Origin of the sequence: Massilia sp., from assembly GCF_031995545.1 — a bacterium.
GTDB lineage: Bacteria > Pseudomonadota > Gammaproteobacteria > Burkholderiales > Burkholderiaceae_D > Telluria.
Map to the genome: position 1 here is coordinate 37,931 of NZ_DAMAGA010000004.1, position 22,033 is coordinate 59,963.

The 22,033-nt window shown below is 68.2% G+C and carries 14 protein-coding genes; 7 read left to right on the forward strand and 7 right to left on the reverse strand.

Annotated features, from left to right (window positions below; all coding sequences use genetic code 11):
• Nucleotides 1–88 precede the first annotated feature (88 nt).
• Nucleotides 89–2,260 carry a TonB-dependent siderophore receptor gene (locus tag RTQ83_RS04920; protein WP_312511642.1) on the forward strand — a complete coding sequence of 724 codons (2,172 nt, stop codon included), beginning with the start codon at nucleotides 89–91 and terminating at the stop codon, nucleotides 2,258–2,260.
• Between the two features lie 18 nt (nucleotides 2,261–2,278).
• Here the strand turns inward: RTQ83_RS04920 and RTQ83_RS04925 are convergent, their stop codons facing one another.
• On the reverse strand, nucleotides 2,279–4,384 hold the full coding sequence (locus RTQ83_RS04925; RefSeq protein ID WP_312511644.1) for a TonB-dependent receptor: 2,106 nt from the start codon (nucleotides 4,382–4,384) through the stop codon (nucleotides 2,279–2,281).
• 549 nt (nucleotides 4,385–4,933) lie between these two features.
• On the opposite strand from RTQ83_RS04925, the gene RTQ83_RS04930 reads away from it, so the two are divergent.
• Nucleotides 4,934–6,733, forward strand: a complete 1,800-nt coding sequence (locus RTQ83_RS04930) for a M14 family metallopeptidase (RefSeq protein WP_312511646.1) — start codon at nucleotides 4,934–4,936, stop codon at nucleotides 6,731–6,733.
• 117 nt (nucleotides 6,734–6,850) lie between these two features.
• On the opposite strand, the gene RTQ83_RS04935 is transcribed toward RTQ83_RS04930, so the two are convergent.
• Nucleotides 6,851–8,692, reverse strand: a complete 1,842-nt coding sequence (locus RTQ83_RS04935) for a DEAD/DEAH box helicase (RefSeq protein ID WP_312511648.1) — start codon at nucleotides 8,690–8,692, stop codon at nucleotides 6,851–6,853.
• 260 nt (nucleotides 8,693–8,952) lie between these two features.
• Here RTQ83_RS04935 and RTQ83_RS04940 point away from each other — a divergent pair, with 260 nt between their 5' ends.
• Nucleotides 8,953–9,153 (forward strand): hypothetical protein, encoded by a 201-nt coding sequence (locus tag RTQ83_RS04940; RefSeq protein WP_312511650.1) that lies wholly within the window; start codon nucleotides 8,953–8,955, stop codon nucleotides 9,151–9,153.
• Between the two features lie 27 nt (nucleotides 9,154–9,180).
• Here RTQ83_RS04940 and RTQ83_RS04945 read toward each other — a convergent pair whose 3' ends face one another.
• Genes RTQ83_RS04945 through RTQ83_RS04960 form a run of 4 tightly spaced genes read right to left on the reverse strand, consistent with a single transcriptional unit; the run spans nucleotide 9,181 to nucleotide 14,118 of the window.
• Complete coding sequence (locus RTQ83_RS04945; protein WP_312511652.1) at nucleotides 9,181–10,677, reverse strand: ABC transporter ATP-binding protein; 1,497 nt, start codon at nucleotides 10,675–10,677, stop codon at nucleotides 9,181–9,183.
• Complete coding sequence (locus tag RTQ83_RS04950; protein WP_312511926.1) at nucleotides 10,674–11,495, reverse strand: ABC transporter permease; 822 nt, start codon at nucleotides 11,493–11,495, stop codon at nucleotides 10,674–10,676. The genes RTQ83_RS04945 and RTQ83_RS04950 overlap by 4 nt, the downstream gene beginning before the upstream one ends.
• A gap of 35 nt (nucleotides 11,496–11,530) precedes the next feature.
• Nucleotides 11,531–12,514 (reverse strand): ABC transporter permease, encoded by a 984-nt coding sequence (locus RTQ83_RS04955; RefSeq protein WP_312511655.1) that lies wholly within the window; start codon nucleotides 12,512–12,514, stop codon nucleotides 11,531–11,533.
• A 2-nt stretch (nucleotides 12,515–12,516) separates the two neighbouring features.
• Nucleotides 12,517–14,118 carry an ABC transporter substrate-binding protein gene (locus tag RTQ83_RS04960; protein ID WP_312511657.1) on the reverse strand — a complete coding sequence of 534 codons (1,602 nt, stop codon included), beginning with the start codon at nucleotides 14,116–14,118 and terminating at the stop codon, nucleotides 12,517–12,519.
• Between the two features lie 385 nt (nucleotides 14,119–14,503).
• Between RTQ83_RS04960 and RTQ83_RS04965 the strand changes: the two genes are divergently transcribed.
• The 3 genes from RTQ83_RS04965 (at nucleotide 14,504) to RTQ83_RS04975 (ending at nucleotide 18,624) form a co-directional block, all read left to right on the forward strand.
• Nucleotides 14,504–16,498, forward strand: coding sequence for a BCCT family transporter (locus RTQ83_RS04965; protein WP_312511658.1), 1,995 nt, complete (start codon nucleotides 14,504–14,506; stop codon nucleotides 16,496–16,498).
• 201 nt (nucleotides 16,499–16,699) lie between these two features.
• Complete coding sequence (locus tag RTQ83_RS04970; RefSeq protein WP_312511660.1) at nucleotides 16,700–17,560, forward strand: DUF4349 domain-containing protein; 861 nt, start codon at nucleotides 16,700–16,702, stop codon at nucleotides 17,558–17,560.
• A gap of 92 nt (nucleotides 17,561–17,652) precedes the next feature.
• Nucleotides 17,653–18,624, forward strand: a complete 972-nt coding sequence (locus tag RTQ83_RS04975) for a hypothetical protein (RefSeq protein ID WP_312511662.1) — start codon at nucleotides 17,653–17,655, stop codon at nucleotides 18,622–18,624.
• Nucleotides 18,625–18,629: 5 nt separating this feature from the next.
• On the opposite strand, the gene RTQ83_RS04980 is transcribed toward RTQ83_RS04975, so the two are convergent.
• Nucleotides 18,630–19,820 carry an aminotransferase class V-fold PLP-dependent enzyme gene (locus RTQ83_RS04980; RefSeq protein ID WP_312511663.1) on the reverse strand — a complete coding sequence of 397 codons (1,191 nt, stop codon included), beginning with the start codon at nucleotides 19,818–19,820 and terminating at the stop codon, nucleotides 18,630–18,632.
• A 269-nt stretch (nucleotides 19,821–20,089) separates the two neighbouring features.
• Between RTQ83_RS04980 and RTQ83_RS04985 the strand changes: the two genes are divergently transcribed.
• Nucleotides 20,090–21,985, forward strand: a complete 1,896-nt coding sequence (locus tag RTQ83_RS04985) for an MFS transporter (protein ID WP_312511665.1) — start codon at nucleotides 20,090–20,092, stop codon at nucleotides 21,983–21,985.
• The last annotated feature ends 48 nt before the right edge of the window (nucleotides 21,986–22,033 follow it).

The following is a 22,033-nucleotide window of genomic DNA, read 5'->3' on the forward strand; positions in this document are numbered from 1 at the left end:
TCACTTATCATTAATGTCTTGATCACCTTTGCGCGTCACCGGGCCCGTCAGGGCGCCGGTTCGATCCATCCTTTTACATCTAACAACAGTGACATCGACCACGCCCTACGCGCGCCGCCTCACGCTTGCCGTACTGCTCGCCACCGTGTCCCATACGGCCGCCGTCCAGGCCCAGGAGTCCGATCCGGCTGCCTCCGGCGCCGCCGGCGCTGACGCCGCTGCCGGGCGGCCGCAGGCCGTCCAGCCGGAACCCACAGTGCGGGTGACCGGCCAGCGCCAGAATTACCGCAGCCTGTCGGCGACCGGCGCCACCAAGACCGACGCGCTGCTGATGGATTTGCCGCAGAGCGTAAGGGTGCTCACTTCCGACCTGCTGGCCGACACCGGCGTGCACACGCTGGCGGGCGCGCTCGACCTGGCCAGCGGCATCTCGCGCCAGAGCAATCTGGGTGGCTTGTGGGACAGCTACGCGATGCGCGGCTTCACCGGCGACCCCAATTTCGGCGCCGACTACCTGGTCAACGGCTTCAATGCCAGCCGCGGCTACAACGGCATGCGCGACAATGCCAACACCGACAGCATCGAGGTGCTCAAGGGGCCGGCGGCGGCCCTGTATGGCCGCGGCGAGCCGGGCGGCACGGTGAATATCGTCACCCGCAAGCCGCGCTTCACGCCGGAACATGCGGCCGAGCTGTCGGTCGGCAGCTACCACACTTATCGCGGCGCGCTCGACCTGACCGGGCCGCTGAGCGAGAACGTCGCCTATCGCCTGAATGCGGCCTACCAGAAGGGCGACAGCTTCCGCGACGTGATCACCAGCGAGCGCACCATGATCTCGCCCTCGTTCATCTGGCTGATCGGCGACGCCACCACGCTGTCCTACGAGATCGAAGCGTCCGAACAGAAGACGCCGTTCGACCGCGGCATCCCTGCGGTCAATGGCGTACTCGGCGTGGTGCCGCGCTCGAACTTCCTGGGCGAGCCGGGCGACGGCGATATCACCGTCAAATCGTTCGGCCAGCAGCTGTTCCTGCGCCATGAGTTCAGCCCGGACTGGTCGCTGCAGACCGGACTGTCCTACCGCGACAGTTCCCTGAGCGGTTTTTCGAGCGAGGTCAACAACATCCTGGCCGACGGCCGCACGGCCCGCCGCCAGCACCGTTACCGCGACTGGTCGGCGATCGACGCCTCCGGCCGTCTCGAACTGGTCGGCAAGCTGCGCACCGGCGCGCTGCTGCACCACGTGCTGGCCGGGGCCGACGCTTACCGTTTCAAGGATGCGCGCGTGCTGTTGCGCCGCAACCCGAGCGCCACCAATGGCTACCTGATCGATATCTTCGATCCCGTGTATGGCGGCCAGGCCGATCCGCTCGCCCTGTCGACGTCGACGCGCGAAGCGCAGCGCGCGCGCGGCCTGTACCTGCAGGACCGGATCGACCTGTCGGCGCGCTGGAAGGCGCTGCTCGGCGTGCGTCGCGACAGCTATACGCAGACCGTCGACAACGTGCGCACCGCCTTGTCGAATACCCAGTCGCTGTCGGAGACCAGCCCACGCATCGGCCTGGTGTACCAGAGCAGCGACACGCTGTCGCTGTACGTCAACGCCGCGCGCGGCTTCCGGCCGAACAGCGGTATCAGCCTGGAAAATACCGCGTTTCCGGCCGAGAGCAGCCGCTCTTACGAGGTGGGCGCGAAGTACGACAGCGCCGGCGGCAAGTTGAACAGCACGCTGGCGCTGTACAAGATCAGCAAGACCAATGTGCTGACCACCAATCCCGTGAATACCGATTATTCGATCTCGGCCGGCGAGGTGGGCAGCAAGGGCCTGGAGCTGGACGTGTCGGGCGAGATCATGCGCGACCTGCGCTTGTCGGCGGCGTATGCGTATACCGACGCCACGGTGACCAAGGGCGACAACACCATCGTCACCGGCAGCCATTTCCCGAACGTGCCGAAGCACAATGCGAACCTGATCCTCACCCGCCGGTTCGCGCTCGGCAGTGGCGTGGCCACGCTAGGCGGCGGGCTCAACTACGTGGGCGAACGCTACGGCGACGTGGCCGCCTCGAGCGGCTTCATCCTGCCGTCCTACACCGTCGCGCGCCTGATCTCGTCCTGGGCGCCGCACCCGCGGCTGCGCATCGCGCTGAACATCGACAACCTGTTCGACAAGACGTATTACGTCAGTTCGTACAGCCAGGTGTGGGTCAATCCCGGCGCCGCACGCACGGCCACGCTCAGCCTGCATTATGGCTTCTAGCCGTGGCCGCGGTCCTGATCAGAAGAAGTAGCGCAGCGACGCGCCGCCCGACGCCTGCGGCACGGTCGATACCACCAGGCCGGCGGCGGTGCCGTAGGCGATATCGCTCGCGAACTTGTGCGGATGCAGGGTCGCGAACAGCGAGGCCTGGACCTTGCCGATGTCGTAGCTGGCCTTCAGGTCGTAGCGCACGTAGGTCGGCATGTCGCGCTCGTACAGCGGGGTGCCCATGTAGTACGGGTTGCCCGCGGTGACGTACACGTCGCCATTGAGAGTCAGCGTGCCGGGACCGGCTGCGCGGCGGTGCTGCAGGCCGGCCTTCCAGGTGTGATGCGGCACCGACAGCTGCGCGCCCGTGCCCGGCGCGGGGTTATCGAGGCGGGCACGAAGGATGCGGCCGTAGCTGACATAGGCGCTGAATGCGCTGCTCAGCTGGTAGTTCACATCCAGTTCGAAGCCCTTGCGCGTGGTCTGGCCCGAGGCCACGAACACGTCGGGCGCGGTGTTGATGATCTCGTCCTCGTTCTGGATGTAGTACACGGCGCCCGATACCTTCAGCCCTTCGAGCGGCCGCGCATTGAAGCCGAGGTCATGCGAACGCACGCGGCTCGGATCGATGTCGGCATTGACGCGCCCGCCGGCTGCGCCGAGCGGCCCGAGGCTGCCGCTGGTGCTGATCTGTTCCGCGGCCGGCGAGCGGAAGCCCTGGGCCACGTTGGCGTACAGCTCGACGTCAGGCTGCAGGTTCCAGATCGCGCCGTATTTGGGCGTCACCACCGAACCCTTGTAGTCGGCCGAGGCGGCCGGCAGCTTGCGGTTGACCAGGTCGTAGTCGAAGCGGTCGTAGCGCGCGCCGCCGTGCAGCTTGAGCGTCGGCAGCACGCGGTACTGGCCCTGCACGAACACGCCGTAGGTCAGCAGGTCGAGGTCCTGGTTGTTGACGTAGTTGGCGGTCGGCTGCCAGTTGCGGTTTTGCTGGCGGAAGGCGTCGCCCTTGTCGCGCCGCGTCTCCACCCCGACGGTCAGCACGGCGGCGTCGTCGAAGGTCCAGGTATTGCCGGCGCGCGCGCCGCTGATGCTGCGGTCGTCGTAGCCGAAGGTGTGCAGCACGGTGCTGTTCTGGATCGCGCGGCTGCGCTCGAAGTCCTCGACGTAGGCGGTGGCGAACCAGCCGGCTTGGCCGGATGCCGGACGGCGGTTGAATACCAGCGTGCGGCGGTGGGCGTCGCCGAAGCCGGGCAGATCGTACATCACCGAGTGCGGATCGAGGCCGGCTTCCAGTGCCGGCAGCGATAGGTAGCCGGCGCCCGCATACTTCGACTTGTAATAGGTGGCGCGCAGGCTGTAGACGCCGTCGCCGATATTGGTCGACAGCTTCCAGAACAGGTTGCTGCGATCGGTGCCGCTGCGGGCGCGGAAACCGTCGATGCTGTAGCGGTCGGCGATCAGCAGCGAACGCACGGCGCCATGCTCACCCGACAGCACCAGCGTCCCGCGGCGGCCGCCATAACTCTCCAGCGTCACCGCGGCGCTCGATGGCGTGGCGGCGCCGCCTTCGCGGGTCGTGATCGCCACCGACCCGGCGCGGTTCTGGTCGCCGTACAGTGCGGATACCGGTCCCTTGATGATGTCGACCGAGTCGATCATCTCGCCCGTCATCCATTCCAGGAAGGCCGGGCCGTGGCCGGCGCCGCCCTGGCTGGACGGAATGTTCTGCGGCACGCCGTCGATATAGATGGCCGTGTCGGCGCCGTGCGTGCCCTGGGTGGCGAAGCCGCGCATGCGAAAGCCGTTGCCGGTGTCGCCCTGGTCGATATTGTTGGCGACCACGCCTGGCACGCGCCGGAACACGTTCGAGATGTCGCGCCCCACATTCAGGGTGGCGATGTCTTCCGAAGTGACCGTGGTGACGCTGCCCGGCAGCGAGCGCGCGCCGGTGCCGGGAGCGATGCGCTCCTCACCGCTGCGCTGGCCCTTGACTTCGACCACCTGGGCGTCGTCGTCGCGCTGCGGCGTCGCGTCCTGGGCCAGCGCATGGCCGGACAGCGCGCAGGTGAGCAGGACGGCGCGGGGAATCGCGCCCAGGATCGGCGCGGGCGAGGTGGAACGGCGAACGGATTGCAAGATGGTCTCTCCAGGTTTCAGGGGTTTAGTAAGAAGTGTGTGATGCATCGGAGTGCGTGGTTCAGCCGCGTTGGCGCCGGCGTTCACGGGCCAGGGCCGCCAGTGCCGCCACGGCGAATGCACTGGCCCCGGACGGCCGCAGCGACGAGCCGGCCAGCGTGATCTGGCCGGCATCGGGTTTGACGAAGCCCGGCAGGCAGCCGGCAGTGGTGGATTTGCGGGCGCCGTTCGGGCCCGCAGCGCATAGACCTGGCCGGCGTCGACATGCAGGTTGAGGTCGTTCACGACCGTGCGCTCACCGTAGCGCTCCGTCAGGTGGTCGATCCGGATCATTGAAGTCCTTGGAAGGGCGTCGCCATGGCGGGACGCCGGCGGTCTGCTATTGCAAAAGGGTTGCAATAATAGGGTGTGCCGAAGTTTAATGCAAGAGGATTGCATTAATAAAATGAAAGGGAAGGCGCGCGGTCATCGCCGACGGGCAGGGGAGGTCCGGCAGCAATGTCGATAATGCATTATCATTATCATTGACTCATGTGTAAAGGACTTATCTTGTCGAAGTTTGCATCGCTGCTTGCCATCGCCCTCCTGTCGATTCCACCCGCCACCTGCGCGGCCGCTCCCGCCCCTGCGTCCGGGCTGCCTTTACCTGATCTGTTGCCGCCGGCGCAGCCCTGGAACGGCGCCAGCGAAAAACTGGTCGTCCCTGCGGGTGAGCGCTGGGCCACCCCGATCGAGAAGTCGGATTTCCAGGATTCGCCGGATGCCGCCGGCACCCTCGCTTTCCTGCGCGCGATGGATGCGCAGTCCAGCCTGATCTCGCTGCACGGCTTCGGCAAGAGCTACCAGGGACGCGAACTGGTGTATGCGCTGGCGAAAAAGCCGGGCGCCGGCAAGCCGGTGGTGATGATCCAGGCCGGCATCCATGCGGGCGAGATCGACGGCAAGGACGCCGGCCTGATGCTGCTGCGCGACATCGCGTTTCGCGGCCGCGACGATCTGCTCGACCTGGTCGACATCGTCTTCATTCCGATCCTGAACGTCGATGCGCACGAAAACGCCAGCCCGTTCGGCCGGCCGAACATGCGCGGACTGCGCGTCAAGGGCGCGCGCACCAATGCCCAGGGCCTGGACCTGAACCGCGACTATGCCCGTCTGCAGTCGCCCGAGATCGCGGCCGTAGTGGCGCTGCTGCGGCGCTTCGATCCGGCCCTGTACATCGACGTGCACGTGAGCGACGGCACCGACTACCAGTACGACATCACCTATACCTTCGCCGGCTGGGGCAGTTACGCCCGGTCGCGCGCCACTGCCGGCTGGCTGATGAACGACTACAGCGCCGACGTCGATGCCGCGCTGACCGCGCAGGGCCACGTGCCGGGCGTGTACCCGAGCTGGATCGACCAGGACCAGCCGGCCAAAGGATTGCGCATCAGCGCCGAAGGGCCGCGCTATTCGACCGGCTACGGCGACTTCGCCGGCATTCCGACGGTGCTGGTCGAGAACCACACGATGAAGCCGTACAAGCGCCGGGTGCTGGGCACCTACGTGCTGCTGGAGCAGTCGATCCGGACCGTGGCGCGCGAGCGCGAGCGCATCGCCCGGGCCAAGGCCGAAGACCGGGCAGCGCGCCCGGCGCGCTTGTTGGTCGGCTGGGAGCGCGACCCGGAACCGCTGGCCACGCGCGACTTCAAGGGCTACCGCTACGACCGCTACGACTCGAAGGCGTCGGGTACGAGCGAACTGCGCTGGACCGGCGAGCCGGTCGCGATCGGCCTGCCGGTGTACGGGGTGCGCCCGACCAGGGAAATCGACTTTCCGCGGGCCTGGTGGATACGGCCCGAGCAGACCGACATGATCGCGACCCTGCGCGCGCACGGCGTGCAGATGGAGACGCTGGCCGAAGCCTGCACGCTGCCGCTGGAAACGGTCGGATTCGCCTCGGGCAAGGAGCGGGCGAATCCGCGCGTGTCCGTGCAACCGGTGGCGCTGCCGGCAGGGGCGGTGCGGATCTCATCGGACCAGGCCGGGCGCGCGCTCGCGGCGGCGCTGCTGGCGCCGGAGAGCGACGACTCGTTCCTGGCGCAGGGCTACTTCGACCAGGCCCTGCCGCCGGAATCGCGCTTGCCGCGCCACCTGCTGGCACCGCTCGCCGACCGGATGATGCAGAACGACCCCGCGCTGCGCGAGCGCTTCGCGCAAGCGCTCGCAGCCGACCGGGCGCTGGCCGCCGATCCGCAGGCACGCCTGCGCTGGTGGCTGGAGCGGTCGGATTACTTCGAGCGCTCGCTGTTCACGTATCCGGTCTTCAGGGAGCGCAGCGCCGCGGCGTGCCGTTTCGCCGGCAGGTAATGTCAGTCGACGGATGACCTGGCCGTGCGCCGCTGCGCGGGGTTGTCGCACCGCGAGCGAAACGGCCGCTTCCGAAGGGGGCGGCGGCCTGTTTTCGGGGCAGCACCGGGCAGGACGTCAGATCGCCTCCAGCACCGTCATCGCCCTGGCCATCTTTTCCGACAGCGGCGACGCGTCGCTGTGGGTCATCACCAGTTCTCCGGTGGCGCGGGTCATGGCGACGTACAGCAGGCGCGCCTCGTCCTGGAGGTCTTCGCCGTCCCTGGGCGGCACGCCGACGCCGGGGATGCCGACAAAGGGAAACTCCAGCCCTTTGCTGCTGTGCATGGTGATCAGCTTGACGCTGTCGTGCAGCGGCGCATAGGCGTTGCGCTTGCCCTGCTGCCACTGGAACGGGATACCCTTGCGGGTCAGCACCTCGGCCAGTTTCTGGCCGATGCCGTAGCGCCGGTAGAGCAGGGCCATGTCGTTCCACGGCATGCCCAGTTTGTTGGCTTCGCCAAGCCGCTGCGCCAGAAATTCAGCCTCGTCCTGCAGGCTCGGCAAGTTGACCAGCAGGGGTTTCGGACCGTGGCGTCCGGCGCTCATCGGCAGCACGGTCGGCGCCTGGTCTTCTTCGGCGTCGGCGGGCGCCAGCAGGTCGTCGGCGAAGGCGCGCGCGACCGCCAGGATTTCCCTGGTGTTGCGATAGTTCAGCTTCAGGATCGTGGTGCGGCCCTTGGCCTGAATGCCGACGCTGGAAAACGAAAAGCGCGACTTCTTCTGCCCGCCATAGATCGACTGGGCATCGTCGTACAGCACCAGCAGCGAGTTCGAGTCCGGGTGGATCATCTGCACCACCAGCTTGAACCATTCGGGCTTGAAATCGTGCCCCTCGTCGATCAGCACGGCGTCGTACTGGGCGGCGGGGATCAGTTGCTGGTCGACGCCGTGGATCACGCGTTCCACGCAGGCTTCGAAGAACGCATTGGGGTCGCCCCCGCTGGCCGGCTTGCCGGCGTGGTAGGCATCGAGCTGGCGCACGCACCAGCCGTGGAAGGTGGCCACGTTGACCTTGTCCTGCAAGCCCTTCGCTTCCATCACGCTGGCCAGCTTGGTTGCCAGCGTCTTGTTGTAGCACAGGACCAGGATCGGACGCCGGCAGGCCCTGGCCAGGTGCTCGGCGCGGTAGCCGAGGATCAGCGTCTTGCCCGAGCCGGCCACGCCATGGATCACGCGATGTCCTTCGCCCAGGCTGCGCGCCAGCTGTTCCTGCTGCAGATCCATGACGCGCAGGATGTCGGGGATCTCGACCGCCTGCTGGCCGTCGGCGTCGAACAGGTCGGGCTGGGCCGGAATGCGCACCTCGGGGAACATGTGCCAGCGGATGCGATCGATCTGCGGCAGCGACAGCTTGCGCGTGAACTTGATGGGGAACATTTCCCACAGCCGCTGCTGGAAGGCTTCGGCATCGGCGCTCTCGGTCATCTCGTCCTGGCAGATCACCAGATGCGCCGGCAGCACCTCGCCCATGTTGGTGGCGTCGAACTGCTTGCGGCTGATGTTGGTCAGCACCACCCCATGCCCATAAGGGAAGAAGGGCTTGCCCTTCAATGAGCCGCTGGGCCAGACCAGCAGCGCGTCGCGTTGCAGCTTGTTGGTGACCGTGAACATGTACTGGCGCGCCTGCTCGAGCGGATTCAGGACCTGCTTGGCGCCGTCGGCGGTCACGATCGACACATGCTGCTTGTCGATCCCGGCGATGGTGTCGAGCCGCCAGTCCTTGACTTCGAGGACCAGCAAGCCCCGGTTCGGGTTGAACACGACGAAGTCCGGGTGCTGGGTGCGCTCGCCGATCGAGACGTCGTACCAGCACAGGTAATCGTCCTCCAGCTTGTCTTCGAGGCGGGCCGCGAAACGGCGCTCGCCGGGCGTCATGCGCGAGGCGCAGGCGCCGATCGAAGGGATGAGTGTGGCCAAGGGAAGCTCCTGCATGGCGCCGGGGTGGCGCCAACGAGCTGACACTGTGCCGTAATAGTGGATCTACGGCAAGATTTTCATGTCACGGCGTCGGAATCATGACACAGTTTGCGACATGGTTGCCGGTGCCACGGCGCCGTCCGGTGAGCCCGCCGAAGGGCTTGTCTCGCGTAGCGCACGCTTGTGCAATCGTGTATTTGCAGGTGGCGACGTCGAGGAGTATGCTGAACCTACAAAAAAGCCTATTAGCGGAGACAATCATGAAACTTCGACTGGCCTCACCGAACCTCTCGGCATTCTTCCATCGCCCCACGCACCTCGGCCAGTACTGGCGCGGTCATGAAGGGGTGTTCCGCGTCATTCAACTGGTCCTGATGGTGGTTGTCGCGCTGTTCTGCGCGAAGCTGATCGCGGGCGGCGCCATCATGGCCTTGCGCGCGTTCAGCGGCTTCCTGTCCTGAGCGCGGCCGTCCGCCGGCGGCGGATGATCAGGCGTTTTCAGCTTCCCGATCCCGATCGCCTGCACCCAGCGTGATCCGGCGCTGCGCCACGCTGCGCACGATCTCGGCGTCGTGCGTGACCAGCAGCAGCGCGCAGCGGGCGTCACTCACCTGCTCGCTCACCTGCTCGCTTACCTGCTCACGCAGCAGCGCGAACACGTCCTGCTGCGTGACCGGGTCCAGGCGCGAGGTCGGTTCGTCGGCGAAGATCAGGGCCGGCTTCATCAGGAGCACGCGCGCCAGCGCGATGCGCTGCAGCTCGCCGCCCGAGACCTGATGCGGCAGCCGGTCGAGCAGAGCCGGCGCCAGCCGCATGCGTTCGAGCGTGGCCTCCAGCTGCGTCCAATCGAGCCGGTGCAGCTGCACCAGGTCTTGCAGCGACTGGCGCAGGCGGATGCGCGGGGCGAAAGCGGCGCCCGGATCCTGCTGGATCTTCTGGAACGCGGCCGGCGCAAGGCCGGATGCGCGCTGCACGCGGCCGCGGTCGGGCCGCGTCAGACCCAGCACGATGTTGCCGAAGGTGGTCTTGCCCGAACCGCTCGGTCCGCTGACGGCGACGATCTCGCCGCCGGCGACCTGGGCGTCGACATCCGAGAACAGCACCTGGCGCCCGAACGATTTGGCCACGCCGTCGATCTGCACGATGGCGCCGCCTCGCGGCGCCGGCATGCTGTCGTGCCAGGCCGGCCAGTTGCCGGGGTCGGCCGCCAGCAGCCGGCGCGTGTAGTCGTGGCGCGGCGCCGCCAGTACCTGCGCGGCCTCGCCCTGTTCGATCAGGGCGCCGTCCAGCATCACCGCCAGCTGGCCGCCCAGTGCGCGCGCCAGCCAGATGTCGTGGGTGATGCACAGCAGGCTCATGCCCTGGCCTTGCGCCGCACGCAGCAGATCGAGCACTTCGCCGCGGCGGTCGGCGTCCAGTCCCTTGGTCGGCTCGTCGATGATCATCAGCGGCGCGCCGGCCGCGTGGGTGGCCAGGAAAGCGACGCGCTGTGCCATGCCGCCGGAGAGCATGAGTGGGTACTTGTGCGCCGCATCGCCCAGGCCGAGCGAGGCCAGGGCGCGCTCGGCCAGCGCGCGCGCGCCGCGCCAGGAACCCGATCCGGCCGCACGCTCGGAACTGCGTCCGACCAGGGCATAGGTCTCGGCCACCTGCTCGCGCACGCGCATGGTCGGGTCCAGCGCCAGCCACGGTTCCTGCGGCAGCAGCGCCAGGCGCCGGCCCCACAAGCCATGGCGGCTGCGCTGTTCAAACGCCGGCGTCTGGTCGCCGCCGATCGCCACCCGGCCTTCGCAGCGCAGCGGCGGCGGCAGGTTGCCCATGATCGCTTGCGCCAGCAGCGACTTGCCCGAGCCGCTCTCGCCCAGAAGGGTCAGCACGCCGCAGGCGGGAATCGTCAACGAGACCTCGCGCACCAGCGCGCGCTCGCCGTGCAGCACGGCCAGCTTCTCGACCGCCAGCGCGGGAGTATCGGTACGCACGTTCATGCGGCCTCCTTTTCGGGCGCCAGCAACAGCAGGCCGAGCAAGGTCAGGAACAGCAGCAGCACGGGTGCCCCGATCAGCCACGGCGCCTCGCCGTAATACGGCAGCAGTTCGATCATCATCACGCCCAGTTCCGGCGTCGGCGGCTGCAGGCCGACCCCGACGAAGCCGAGCGCGGACATCGCCAGCACGGCGCCGGCGAAGCCGAAGCGCATCAGGGTGAACAGGCGCGGCAGCAGGTCGGGCATCAGGTGGCGGCGCACGATGTACAGCGGGCCGAAGCCGAGCAGGCGCGCCGCTTCCACGTGCGGACTGGCCAGCAGGATGCGCGCGGCGGCGCGCACCACGCGGAAGTATTCGACCCACAAGGCCAGCGAGATGCCGACGTACAGCGGCCAGAAGCCGCCCGGCGTGAATGCGGTGAGGAGCAGCACCAGCAGCAATCCCGGCAGCGCCAGCACGGCGTCGGCGAATGCCGCCAGCACGCGTTCCGGCCAGCCGCCGCGCCACGCCGCCAGCAGGCCGAGCACGGTGCCGGGGATGGCGGCCGACAGCACGCTCACGGCAGCCAGCGACAGCGACAGGCGCGCGCCGTGCGCCAGGCGCGCCAGCATGTCGCGGCCCAGCTGGTCGAAGCCGAGCGGATGCGCGAGGCTGGGCAGCTCCAGATAGCGATCGAGCTGCTGGCGCGCCGGGTCGATTCCGACCAGCCAGGGGCCGAGCAGAGCGAACAGGCCGCTGGCGGCCAGCAGCGCGATGCCGGCGATCTGCACGCGCGTGAAGCGGCGCGCCGGCGCTTCCGGGACGATGATGCCGGACATCGCGGAAATATCGGGCGGCTGCGAATGCATGCGGTTCATGAGGCGTGGTGCGCCGAGCGGCGCGGATCGATGAAGGCGCAGGCGGTATCGACCAGCGCGTTGAACAGCACGAACATCAGCCCCAGCACCAGCGCGGTGCCCTGGATCATCGGCACGTCGCGCCCGAAGATGGCATGCACCAGCGCGTGGCCGATGCCGGGCCAGGCGAAGATGGTCTCGACCAGCACCACGCCCTCGACCAGGTACACCAGCTGCACGCCCAGGTAGGCAACCACCGGCGCGGCGACGTTACGCAGGCCGTGGCGCAGCAGCGCCTGGCGCATCGACAGGCCCTTGGTCAGGGCGAAAGCGAAATAGGCCGAGCCGCGCACCTGCACCATGGCGTCGCGCGCCACCCGGCACGACACCGCGGCCATGCCCAGCGCCAGCGTCAGCGCCGGCAGCACGATGCTGCCGTGGTCGTGATGCCCGGCGGCCGGCAGCACGCCGAGCTTGACCGAAAACAGCAGCACCAGCACCAGCCCGAGCAGGAACGACGGCAGCGCGCGCAGCACCACCGACACTGCCAGCGTGGCGCGGTCGAGCAAGCCGCCGGGATTGAGACCGGCCAGCACGCCCAGCGTGGGGCCGACCAGCAGTGAAAACAGCATCGCCAGCAGCGACAGGCGCAGCGTCGGACCCAGCTGGCGCTCGATCTCGAGCATGACCGGCGTCGCGGTGACCTGCGACACCCCCAGGTCGAATTGCAGCAGGCGCCCCCACCAGTCGGCCAGCGCCGCCAGCCAGGGGCGGTCCAGGCCCAGTTCCAGGCGCACTGCGTCGGCGGCGGCGCTGGTGACCATGTCGTAGCCGTAGCGGCCGGCCGCGATGCGGTAGGCCATGTCGCCCGGCAGCATGCGCGTCATGAAGAAGCACAGCGTGCCGACCAGGAGCGCCACCAGCAGCGCCTGCAGCAGGCGCTGCGCCAGCGCGCGTGTGACGCCGCGCCAGGCCGGCGCCGGGGCCGTCCTTGATGCCATTCTCAATTCCATACGAGGTGCGAAATCCGGTAGCTGCGTTCAAAGGGATCGATGCTGGCGCCGTCGATGCGGCGGCTGGTGGCGCACACCTGGCGGTACCAGACCACCGGGATTACCGGCAGCTCGGACTGCAGGAGCGCGGCCACCCGCGCGCGCGCAGCCTGGGCGCCGCCGTTCGAGGCCGCCGTGCCGGACGCCAGGCGCGCAAGCGTGGCCGGCACTTCGGCATTGCGCCAGCCCATCGCGCCCCAGTCCCCGCCACCCGCGCCGAAATCCTGCAGCAGCGTCGCCACCGGATCGGGCAGGTTGCCGAAGTTGCGCGCCACCAGTCCCATCTCCAGCGAGCCGCTGCGGTGCCCGGCAGGGATGTCGCTCGAATTGCCGATCACCACCCGCACCGCGATGCCGATCTGGCGCATCTCTTCCTGCAGCGCGGTGGCGATCAGGGGCAGTTCGGGACGGTCGACAAAGGTGGTCAGCGACAGCGCCAGGCGCTGCTTGCCGCGGCGCCGGATGCCGTCAGGGCCGGGCATCCAGCCGGCCTGCTCGAGCAGGGCGCGTGCGGCCGCCGGGTCGGTGCGCAGCGGCGCCAGCGCCGGGTCGTGCCAGCCGCCCATCGAGGGCGGGAACAGCTGGGTCGCGCCGAGGTCGGGGTCGCGCAGCAGGGCGCGCGCGATGCCGTTGCGCTCGACGCACAGGGCAATCGCGCGCCGCAGGCGCACGTCGGCCAGCAGCGGGTGGCCGCTATTGAGTTTGATGAAGGTGGTGCGCGGCAGCATCTGCGTCAGCAGCACCGCTTTCGGATCGCGCTGCAGCGCGCGGATGCTGGGCGGGTCGAGCGAGAACGCGAGGTCGGCCTGGCCGCTCTGCACCAGCAGGGTGCGGGTCTCGGCGCGCGCCACGCTGATGTAGCGCGCGCGCCGTACCCGGCCCGGGATCGGCAGGCCGCCGTAGGCCTCGAAGCGCTCGACGTCGAACTGCTGCGGCAGCGCCATCGCGGCGATCCGGAACGGCCCGCTGCCGACGATGCGCACCACGTTGCCTTGCGCATCGAACGAGGACGGCGCCAGGATCTGGTTCGAATAATGGGTCAGCAGGTAGGGCAGCGGGGCGAACGGCTGCTCCAGCGTGACGACGATGGCGCCGCCGTCGAGCGCGATGGTCCGGATGCCGGCCATTCCCAGCACGCCGGGACGGGCGTGGGCGCGGCGCAGGCAGGCCAGCACGCTTTCGGGCGTGACTTCGGTGCCGTCATGGTAGCGGCGGTTGCCGCGCAGGGTGAAGCGCCATTCCAGGCCGTCGCCCGAGACCTGCCAGCGCGAGGCCAGGCCGATGCGCAGGCGCCCGCGGTCGTCGACTTCGAGCAGGGTCTCGGCCACTTCCATGCGCGCGAACATATAGCCCGAGCGCGACGGGTCGAGCCCCGTCATTTCCCAGGGACCGACCACCGTCAGCACGTCGGCCGCAGCCGCGCTGAAGGTATGCGTATGCGGCCCGGCGCGGTCGTCGGCGACGGCGCCGCGCCATGGCAGCAGAGCGGCGCCTGCGCCTGCGGCGGCCAGCAAGGAACGGCGCCGGCGCGATGGTCTGGTTGGTCGGTTCATGTCATGAAGGGCTGCTTGGCCGCGGCTCCGCCGGCTCATTATTTCCGGCGAAAAGCGACGATTATAACGGTTGGCGATCGAGGAGCCTGGGCGGAGCAGGTAGCGCAGATTCAGCCTGACGTTGGACCAGGGCCCTGTTGCAGGTGGACGGTGCGCAGGCTGTGGTGCCGGTGTCCGGCAGGGCCGCGACGTGAAATGGGCCGCCATACACATGGTTGTCATGCGCGGGTGACCAGAAGCGGCCGTGCCGCCCGACAGGCGCTGCGCATCCAATCGTGTCCCGGCGCGCAGGTATCGGATGGTAGACTCGTTCCGGCATGGCGCAGCCGGCAACTTCGCTTCATTGCTGCGCCTTCGATCCGAACCATGGAAGGAAACCCGCACGATGACCGCGCCCGCGCCGCACCACGACAACAATAACAACAAGCCCGCGCGCCGCCTGCGCATGCAGGTCAACCCGCCCGTGTTTTATATTTCGGCCGCGCTGATCCTGGCCTTCGCCGTGTTCGGCGCCGTGGCGCCCGACACGGCCGGGGGCGTGTTCGACCGGGTCCAGGCCGACATCGTGCGCAACTTCGGCTGGTTCTACATCGTCGCCGTCGCCGCCTTTTTGATCTTCGTGCTGTTCCTGATGCTCAGCCGCTATGGCGACGTCAGGCTCGGCCCCGACGACAGCGAACCCGAATACAGCTACCTGTCCTGGTTCGCCATGCTGTTCAGCGCCGGCATGGGCATCGGCCTGGTGTTCTTCGGTGTGGCCGAGCCGGTCCAGCACTACGCCAATCCGCCGGTAGGCCAGGGCGGCACGATCGAGTCCGCGCGCGAAGCGATGGTGCTAACGTTCTTCCATTGGGGCCTGCACGCATGGGCGATCTATATCGTGGTCGGGCTGGCGCTGGCGTATTTCGCGTTCCGGCGCGGCCTGCCGCTGACGCTGCGTTCCAGCCTGTTTCCCCTGATCGGCAAGCGCATCCACGGGCCGATCGGCCACGCGATCGACATCTTCGCGGTGCTCGGCACCATGTTCGGCATCGCCACCTCGCTCGGCTTCGGCGTGTTGCAGGTCAATGCCGGTTTCAATTATCTGTTCGGCCTGCCGGTGAACGCGCCAGTGCAGGTGATGCTGATCGTGGTCATCGCGGGTATGGCGACGCTGTCCGCCGCGAGTGGCCTGGACAAGGGTGTCAAGATCCTGTCCGAGCTGAACATCGTGCTGGCGGTGGCGCTGCTGGCCTTCGTGCTGATCGCCGGTTCGACCGTGTTCCTGCTGCAGGCGTTCGTGCAGAACATCGGCGCCTACCTGGGTGCGGTGGTGCAGCGCACCTTCAGCATGTATGCCTACGAACCGAACGACTGGCTCGGCAAGTGGACGCTGTTCTACTGGGGCTGGTGGATCTCGTGGTCGCCGTTCGTCGGCATGTTCATCGCGCGTATCTCGCGCGGGCGCACCATCCGCGAATTCATCCTCGGCGTGCTGCTGGTGCCGGTGGCGTTCACCTTCCTGTGGATGACGGTGTTCGGCAACACCGCCATCGCGCTCGACCTGAGCGGCGCCGCCCCGATCCTGCAGACCGTGACCGACAATATGCCGGTGGCGCTGTTCGAAGTGCTGGAACACTTGCCGTTCCCGGCCATCGCCTCCGGCGTGGCGACACTCCTGGTGATCGCCTTCTTCGTCACCTCGGCCGATTCGGGCGCGCTGGTGATCGACATGATCACGTCCGGCGCCGCGCCCAATCCGCCGGTATGGCAGCGCGTGTTCTGGTCGATCTGCGCGGGTGCGGTGGCGGCGGTACTGCTGCTGGCCGGCGGCCTGGAGGCGCTGCAGGCGGCGGCGCTGGCCAGCGCGCTGCCGTTCGCAGTGATCATGCTGTTCATCTGCTATGGGCTGCTGCGCGCCCTGCGCCAGGAGTCGAAGGGCGAGGCCATGAACCTGTCGCTGGCCGATACCCCGCCCGACGTGGCCGGCCCGAGCTGGCAGCAGCGTCTGACCAACATCACCAACTTCTACGACAAGCCCGAGATCACGGCGTTCCTGGACGACGTCGCGCGCTCCACGCTGGACGCGGTGGCGGCGCAGATGCAGGAGAATGGCCTGGTGCCGCAGGTGGTGCAGGGCGCCGAACGGGTCGACCTCGACGTGCCGCATGGCGACCGCGGGGTGTTCCGCTACACCGTGCGTGCGCGCAGCTTCCGCGCGCCGAGCTTCGCCTGGGCCGAGAGCGGGGCGCCGGATCCGGAACGGCGCCACTACCGCGCCATGGCCTACAGTTCCGAGGGCGAGCCGCAGCTCGATGTCAGCGGCTACACGCGCGAGCAGCTGATCAACGACCTGGTCAGCCGATACGCGCGCTTCCGCCACGCGCGCCGTATCCCGTAAAGGCGCGGCCGGTGCATGCCGGCCGGCCCCGGCGCGGCAGAGCGGTAGCGGCCGATGATGCGCGGCGCAGAAAGTGATATTGTTCGTATCCAGCGGCGGCAAACTGAAAGACGATGCATTCGGGATGCGGCCCGCCGCGCTGCACCCATCCCGATCGCCAACCCAGACCATGAGCCGCCAGCCATGCCAATGCGAGCCACCATGCCGATGTTTGTCGACCGTACCGACCGCCGTCGCTGGCCAGCCATGGCCTGGGCCAGCATCGTCCTTGCCGTGCTTGTCATCCTCACCGGCTGTTCCAAACCCCAGCAAGGCGCGGCCTCGGGAGAGCACGCCGTCATGCGAGAGGGCGCGGGCGCGGCCCGGCAGATGGCCTACGAACACAGCGTCCGCTTCGATGCCGCGCCCGACCGGCTGCCGGCGATTCACGCCGCCGGCCTGGCCGCCTGCCGCGAAGCCGGCCCCGCCGCCTGCACCTTGCTCGAATCGCGCATCGACAGCGAACCCAGGGCGGAGGCGGCGCTGAAATTCCGCGCCCGGCCGCAGGTGATCCCGAAGCTGATCGCGGCCTTCGGCACCCAGGCCGAGCTGGCGCACCAGTCCACCAGCGCCGAGGACTTGTCGGGACCGATCGCGGACAGCGCGCGCCAGTTGGCCATGCTGGAAGACTACCGCGCCCGGCTCGAGGACATGCGTGGGCGCGCCGGCAGCGACATCGATGCGCTGATCAAGGTGAACCACGAACTGGCCGAGGTCCAGGCCACCCTGGAAGCGGCGGCCGGCAAGCGCGCCGAACTGGCGCAGCGGGTCGAGACCGAAATCCTGAACGTGGCGATCGACACGGAGGCGCACCGGCCGTTCTGGACCCCGATCGGGCGCGCGCTGCGCAGCTTCGGCGGTAACCTGGCCGAAGGGATCGCCTATGCCATCACGGCGTTGCCTTACCTGTTGCCATGGCTGTTCATGATCGCGTTCGCGGTCTGGGCGCTGCGGCGCTGCCTGCGCTGGTGGCGCCACCGCAAGGCAGTCCGCGCCGCGCCGCACGGCCAGGACGCGGGCTGACGCGAGCGGCGGCGAAAAATCGTTGTGCCGCCCGCGTGCGGCAGAGCGAACTATGGTTCAATGCTGTTTTTGAATCATGGTTACTATCGTCCATGTTGAAACGTCTTTTCGCTGCCCTGCGCGGCAAACAGTCCGAGCGTGAGCCCGATGCTCCTATGGAGGGTGCCGGGACGGCGCCCCCGCCTGACGAACAGCTGGTCACCGTCTACGACGCCGAGGGCCACGAGCTGCAGATCACGCTCGCCGACTGGCGCGACAAGGTCTTCCTGCCGCAGCTGGAGAGCGAGTGGGACAACGCCGACGCCCTCTACAACCTGATCATCAGCGGCGTCAACGACGGACTGGCCGCCGACGTGGCCCCGGCCGCGGCGCGCCTGCACGAGATCGACCACATGCCCGAGCGCAGCCACGTCACACTCGGCATCGTCCAGATGAACAACGGGCAGCTCGACCTGGCCGAAGCGACGCTGCGCGCCGGGATGGCGAAGGTGGGCGAAACCGGCACGCTGCTGACCAACCTGGCCAAGGTGTTCGACGCACGCGGCGACGCGGCGCTGGCCGACCAGACCCTGTGGCGCGCCGTGCAGGCCGATCCGAACCAGGAGAACGGCATGATGTGGTGGGCCACCATCCAGCGCGAACGGCATGGCGAAGAGGCGTATGTCGAGGCGCTGCGCACCGTGGCCGCGCTGCCCGGGAGCTGGCGCGCGCAATTGTGGCTGGCGCAGCATTGTCTAGGGCAGGAGGACGTCGACGCCGCGCGGGCGCTGTACGCCGAGGTGCTGGCCATGGGTACTTTCGACCGCCGCGCCCTGATGATGATCTCGGGCGCCCTCGGTAACGCGGGACAGGTTGCGTTGATCGTGGAGCTGGTCGCTCCCGCCTATGACGAGCGCACGCACGATCCGATGACCGGCCTGAACCTGCTGCGCGCCTACCAGGTTCTGGGCCGGATCGACGAAGGCAGGGCGCTGCTGGCCAGGATGTATGCGCTGGAGATGCCGCCCATCCGGCAATACCTGGACTCGTTCGCGCAAGCCTTCCAGCCGCAATCGACCGCCTGACGGCGCTATGTCAGGGCCAGGCGCAGCTGCTGCAGCAGGTAGTCGATGTCGGCAGCGGACGTGTAGCGGCCGAGCGTGATCCTCAGCGCACTGCGCGCCAGCGCGTCGCTCAGTCCGAGCGCGCGCAGCACGTACGACGGCGCGCTGCTGGCGGAATTGCAGGCCGAGCCGGCCGACACCGCGATGTCGGGCAGGCGGTCGGCCAGCGCATCCGCGGCGGGGTGCGCGAAGCTGACATTCAGGTTGTGGGCGATGCGCTGCTCCAGGTCGCCGTTGAAGCGCACCCCGGGCAGGGCGGCCAGGCCGGCGCGCAGGCGCTGCTGCAATAGCTTGATGCGCGCCGTTTCCTGCACAAGGTCGAGGCGCGCCAGCTCGCAGGCTTCGCCCATGCCGACGATCTGGTGACTGGCCAGCGTGCCGGAGCGCAGTCCTTTTTCGTGCCCGCCGCCATCCATCTGCGCTTCCAGCGCGATCTCACGGTCGCCGCGCACGTAGAGCGCGCCGATCCCCTTGGGGCCATACAGCTTGTGCGCGCTGAGCGACATCAGGTCGACCTGCAGCCCTTGCACGTCGATCGCAAGCTTGCCGGCCGCCTGCGCCGCATCGACGTGCAGCAGCACACCGCGTGCGCGGCAGATCGCGCCCAATGCCTGGATCGGCTGGATCACGCCGATCTCGTTATTGACCATCATGACCGAAGCCAGGATGGTATCCGGCCGCAGCGCGGCTTCGAACGCGGCCGGGTCGAGCAGGCCATTGGCTTGCGGCGCCAGATAGGTCACCTCGAAGCCTTCGCGCTCCAGCCGGCGCATGGTGTCCAGCACCGCCTTGTGCTCGGTCGTCATCGTGACCAGGTGGCGGCCACGCGCGCGGTTGGCGTGGGCCACGCCTTTCAGCGCCAGGTTGTTCGATTCGGTGGCGCCCGAGGTCCAGACGATGTCACCGGCGGCGGCGCCGATCAGGGTCGCGACCTGCTTGCGCGCCCGCGCCACGGCGAAGGCCGCGTCCTGGCCAAAGGCGTGCGAGGTGCTGGCCGGATTGCCGAACTTCTCGGTCATGAACTCCAGCATTGCCTGCGCCACGCGCGGGTCGACCGGCGTGGTGGCGGCGTAGTCGAGATAGATGGGCAGAACGGGTGCGCTGGCCGGGCTGCGACAGGATGCCTGCGGGCGGCTGGGCGTGAGGGTGTCGGTCATGGCGGTCGGATTCACGGGATAAAAACTTACCTTAACCGCGTTCGCCACGAAACTGAACGACCGATAACGCGCATCCATATCGGATTTTTGCAGCGCTCGCACGCCGTTGTGCGGCCATGAATTTCGCTGCGCTGCTGTTTAGTGGCCGTACATAACTGTTTAGTAATTTTTCGGCAACCAGGCCGGTAACACATCTGTTAAATTACCCGCCGACCCATCCGCCGCCGGTCTGCAGGCCCGCGGTCCGATCAGCGCTTTCAAGGCAAGCAATGACGACACATCACAAGCAACGCATGCACCTGCTGTTCCTGACCGCGATCTGCGGCCTGGGCGGCCTCCTGTACGGGATCGACATCGGCATCATCGATCCCGCCTTGCCGTATCTGCACCGGGCCACCAGCCTGACCGAAGGCCAGCTGTCGCTGGTGGTGGCGGCGGTGCTGGCCGGTTCGATCCTGGGCTCGGTGATGGCCGGCATGCTGGCCGACTGGCTCGGACGGCGTCCGATGATGGTGATCAGCGCCTTGCTGTTCGTCGGCAGCGTCACCGTGATCTACCTGTCGCAATCGTTCGTGCCGCTGATGCTGGGGCGCCTGCTGCAGGGCCTGAGCGGCGGCGTGATCGCGGTGGTGGTGCCGCTGTACCTGGCCGAATGCCTGCCGGCCAGCCAGCGCGGACGCGGGCTGGCACTGTTCCAGTTCGCGCTCACCGCCGGCATCGTGATCGCCGCCTTCATCGGCCACCACTACCTGAGCAACGCCGAGCTGGCGATCCAGGCCGCCGGCAGCGACCTCGCCGCCGTCACGCGCGCCGCCGACCAGGCCTGGCGCAGCATGTTCCTGGCGGTGCTGTATCCGGGCGCGCTGTTCCTGCTCGGCTGCCTGTTCGTGACCGAGTCGCCGCGCTGGCTGATGCGGCGCGGCCGCGCCCAGGACGCCGCCGGCGTGCTGGCGCGCCTGCGCCCGGCCGCGCAGTGCGAGGCGGAAGTCGCCGAAATCGGCGCTTCACTGGCCGAGGAACGCGCGCGTCCCAAGCTCGGACGCGCCGCCGCGCTGGGCGAGATGCTGACCGAGCGCCGCTACGTGGTGCCGTTCGTGCTGGCCTGCGTGATCCTGGGCTGCAACCAGGCCACCGGCATCAATTCGATCCTGCAGTTCATGTCGACCATCCTGCAGCACGCCGGCCTCGATCCGGTGAACGCGGCCGGCTACGGCACCGCGATCAAGATCCTGAACATGGTGATGACGGTGTTCGCGATCATGCTGGTCGAGCGCAAGGGAAGGGTGTTCCTGCTGAAGATCGGCACCGCCGGCATCATGGTGTCGCTGTGCCTGCTGGCGCTGCTGTTCCACCGCTTCGAGTCGCAGCGCGTCGACGTGCGCACCGAGGTGGCGGCGCTGGTGCGCGACAACGCGCTCGACCTGAATCTGCTCGACGCGCGCTTCGGTGCCAATGTTGACGGGCCGATGCAGCTGACGGTGCTGTACCAGTACGGCGACAAGCAGCAGGTGGCCGAGGCCTACACCCCGACACCGGAAGCGCAGGCGGTGCTGGCGCGCGAACAGGCGCTGGTCAAGACGCTGCCTGAAGACCAGCGCGCGCTGCTCGACGCCGCGCGTGCGTCCTGGAGCGGGCGGGCCGATGCCGCCGGCGCCGAGGCCGCGCAGCAGATGATCGCCACCCTGGCGCCGCAGGCGCGCGAGACGCTCGACGCGGCGCGCAAGGTGTACCTGGCGCAGCGCATCGCCATCAGCGCCGGCGAGCTTGCCAACCCGGCGCCGCTCGAGATCGTGCGCGCCAGCGTGGGACCGATTCCCGACAAGGACAGCGGCCTGCTGGCGGCGCTGTGCATCGCCGCCTTCATCGCCGCCTATTCGGTCGGCCCGGGCGTGTGCGTGTGGCTGGCGCTGTCCGAACTGATGCCGACCCGCATTCGCTCGGTGGGCATGGGCGTGGCGCTGCTGATCAATCAGGGCACCGGCACCCTGATCGCCGGCGCCTTCCTGCCGATCGTGGGCAACTTCGGCTTCCACATGATGTTCCTGTTCTGGGCCGGCTGCACTGCGGTGTACTTCATCACGGCGACCTTCTTCCTGCCCGAAACCAAGGGCAAGTCGCTGGAAGAGATCGAGCGCCTGTTCGCACGCGCCAGGCCGGCCAAGTAAGGTTCGAGCGCTGCACGCATGACGCGGCAGCCGGGATCGCGAGAGTAG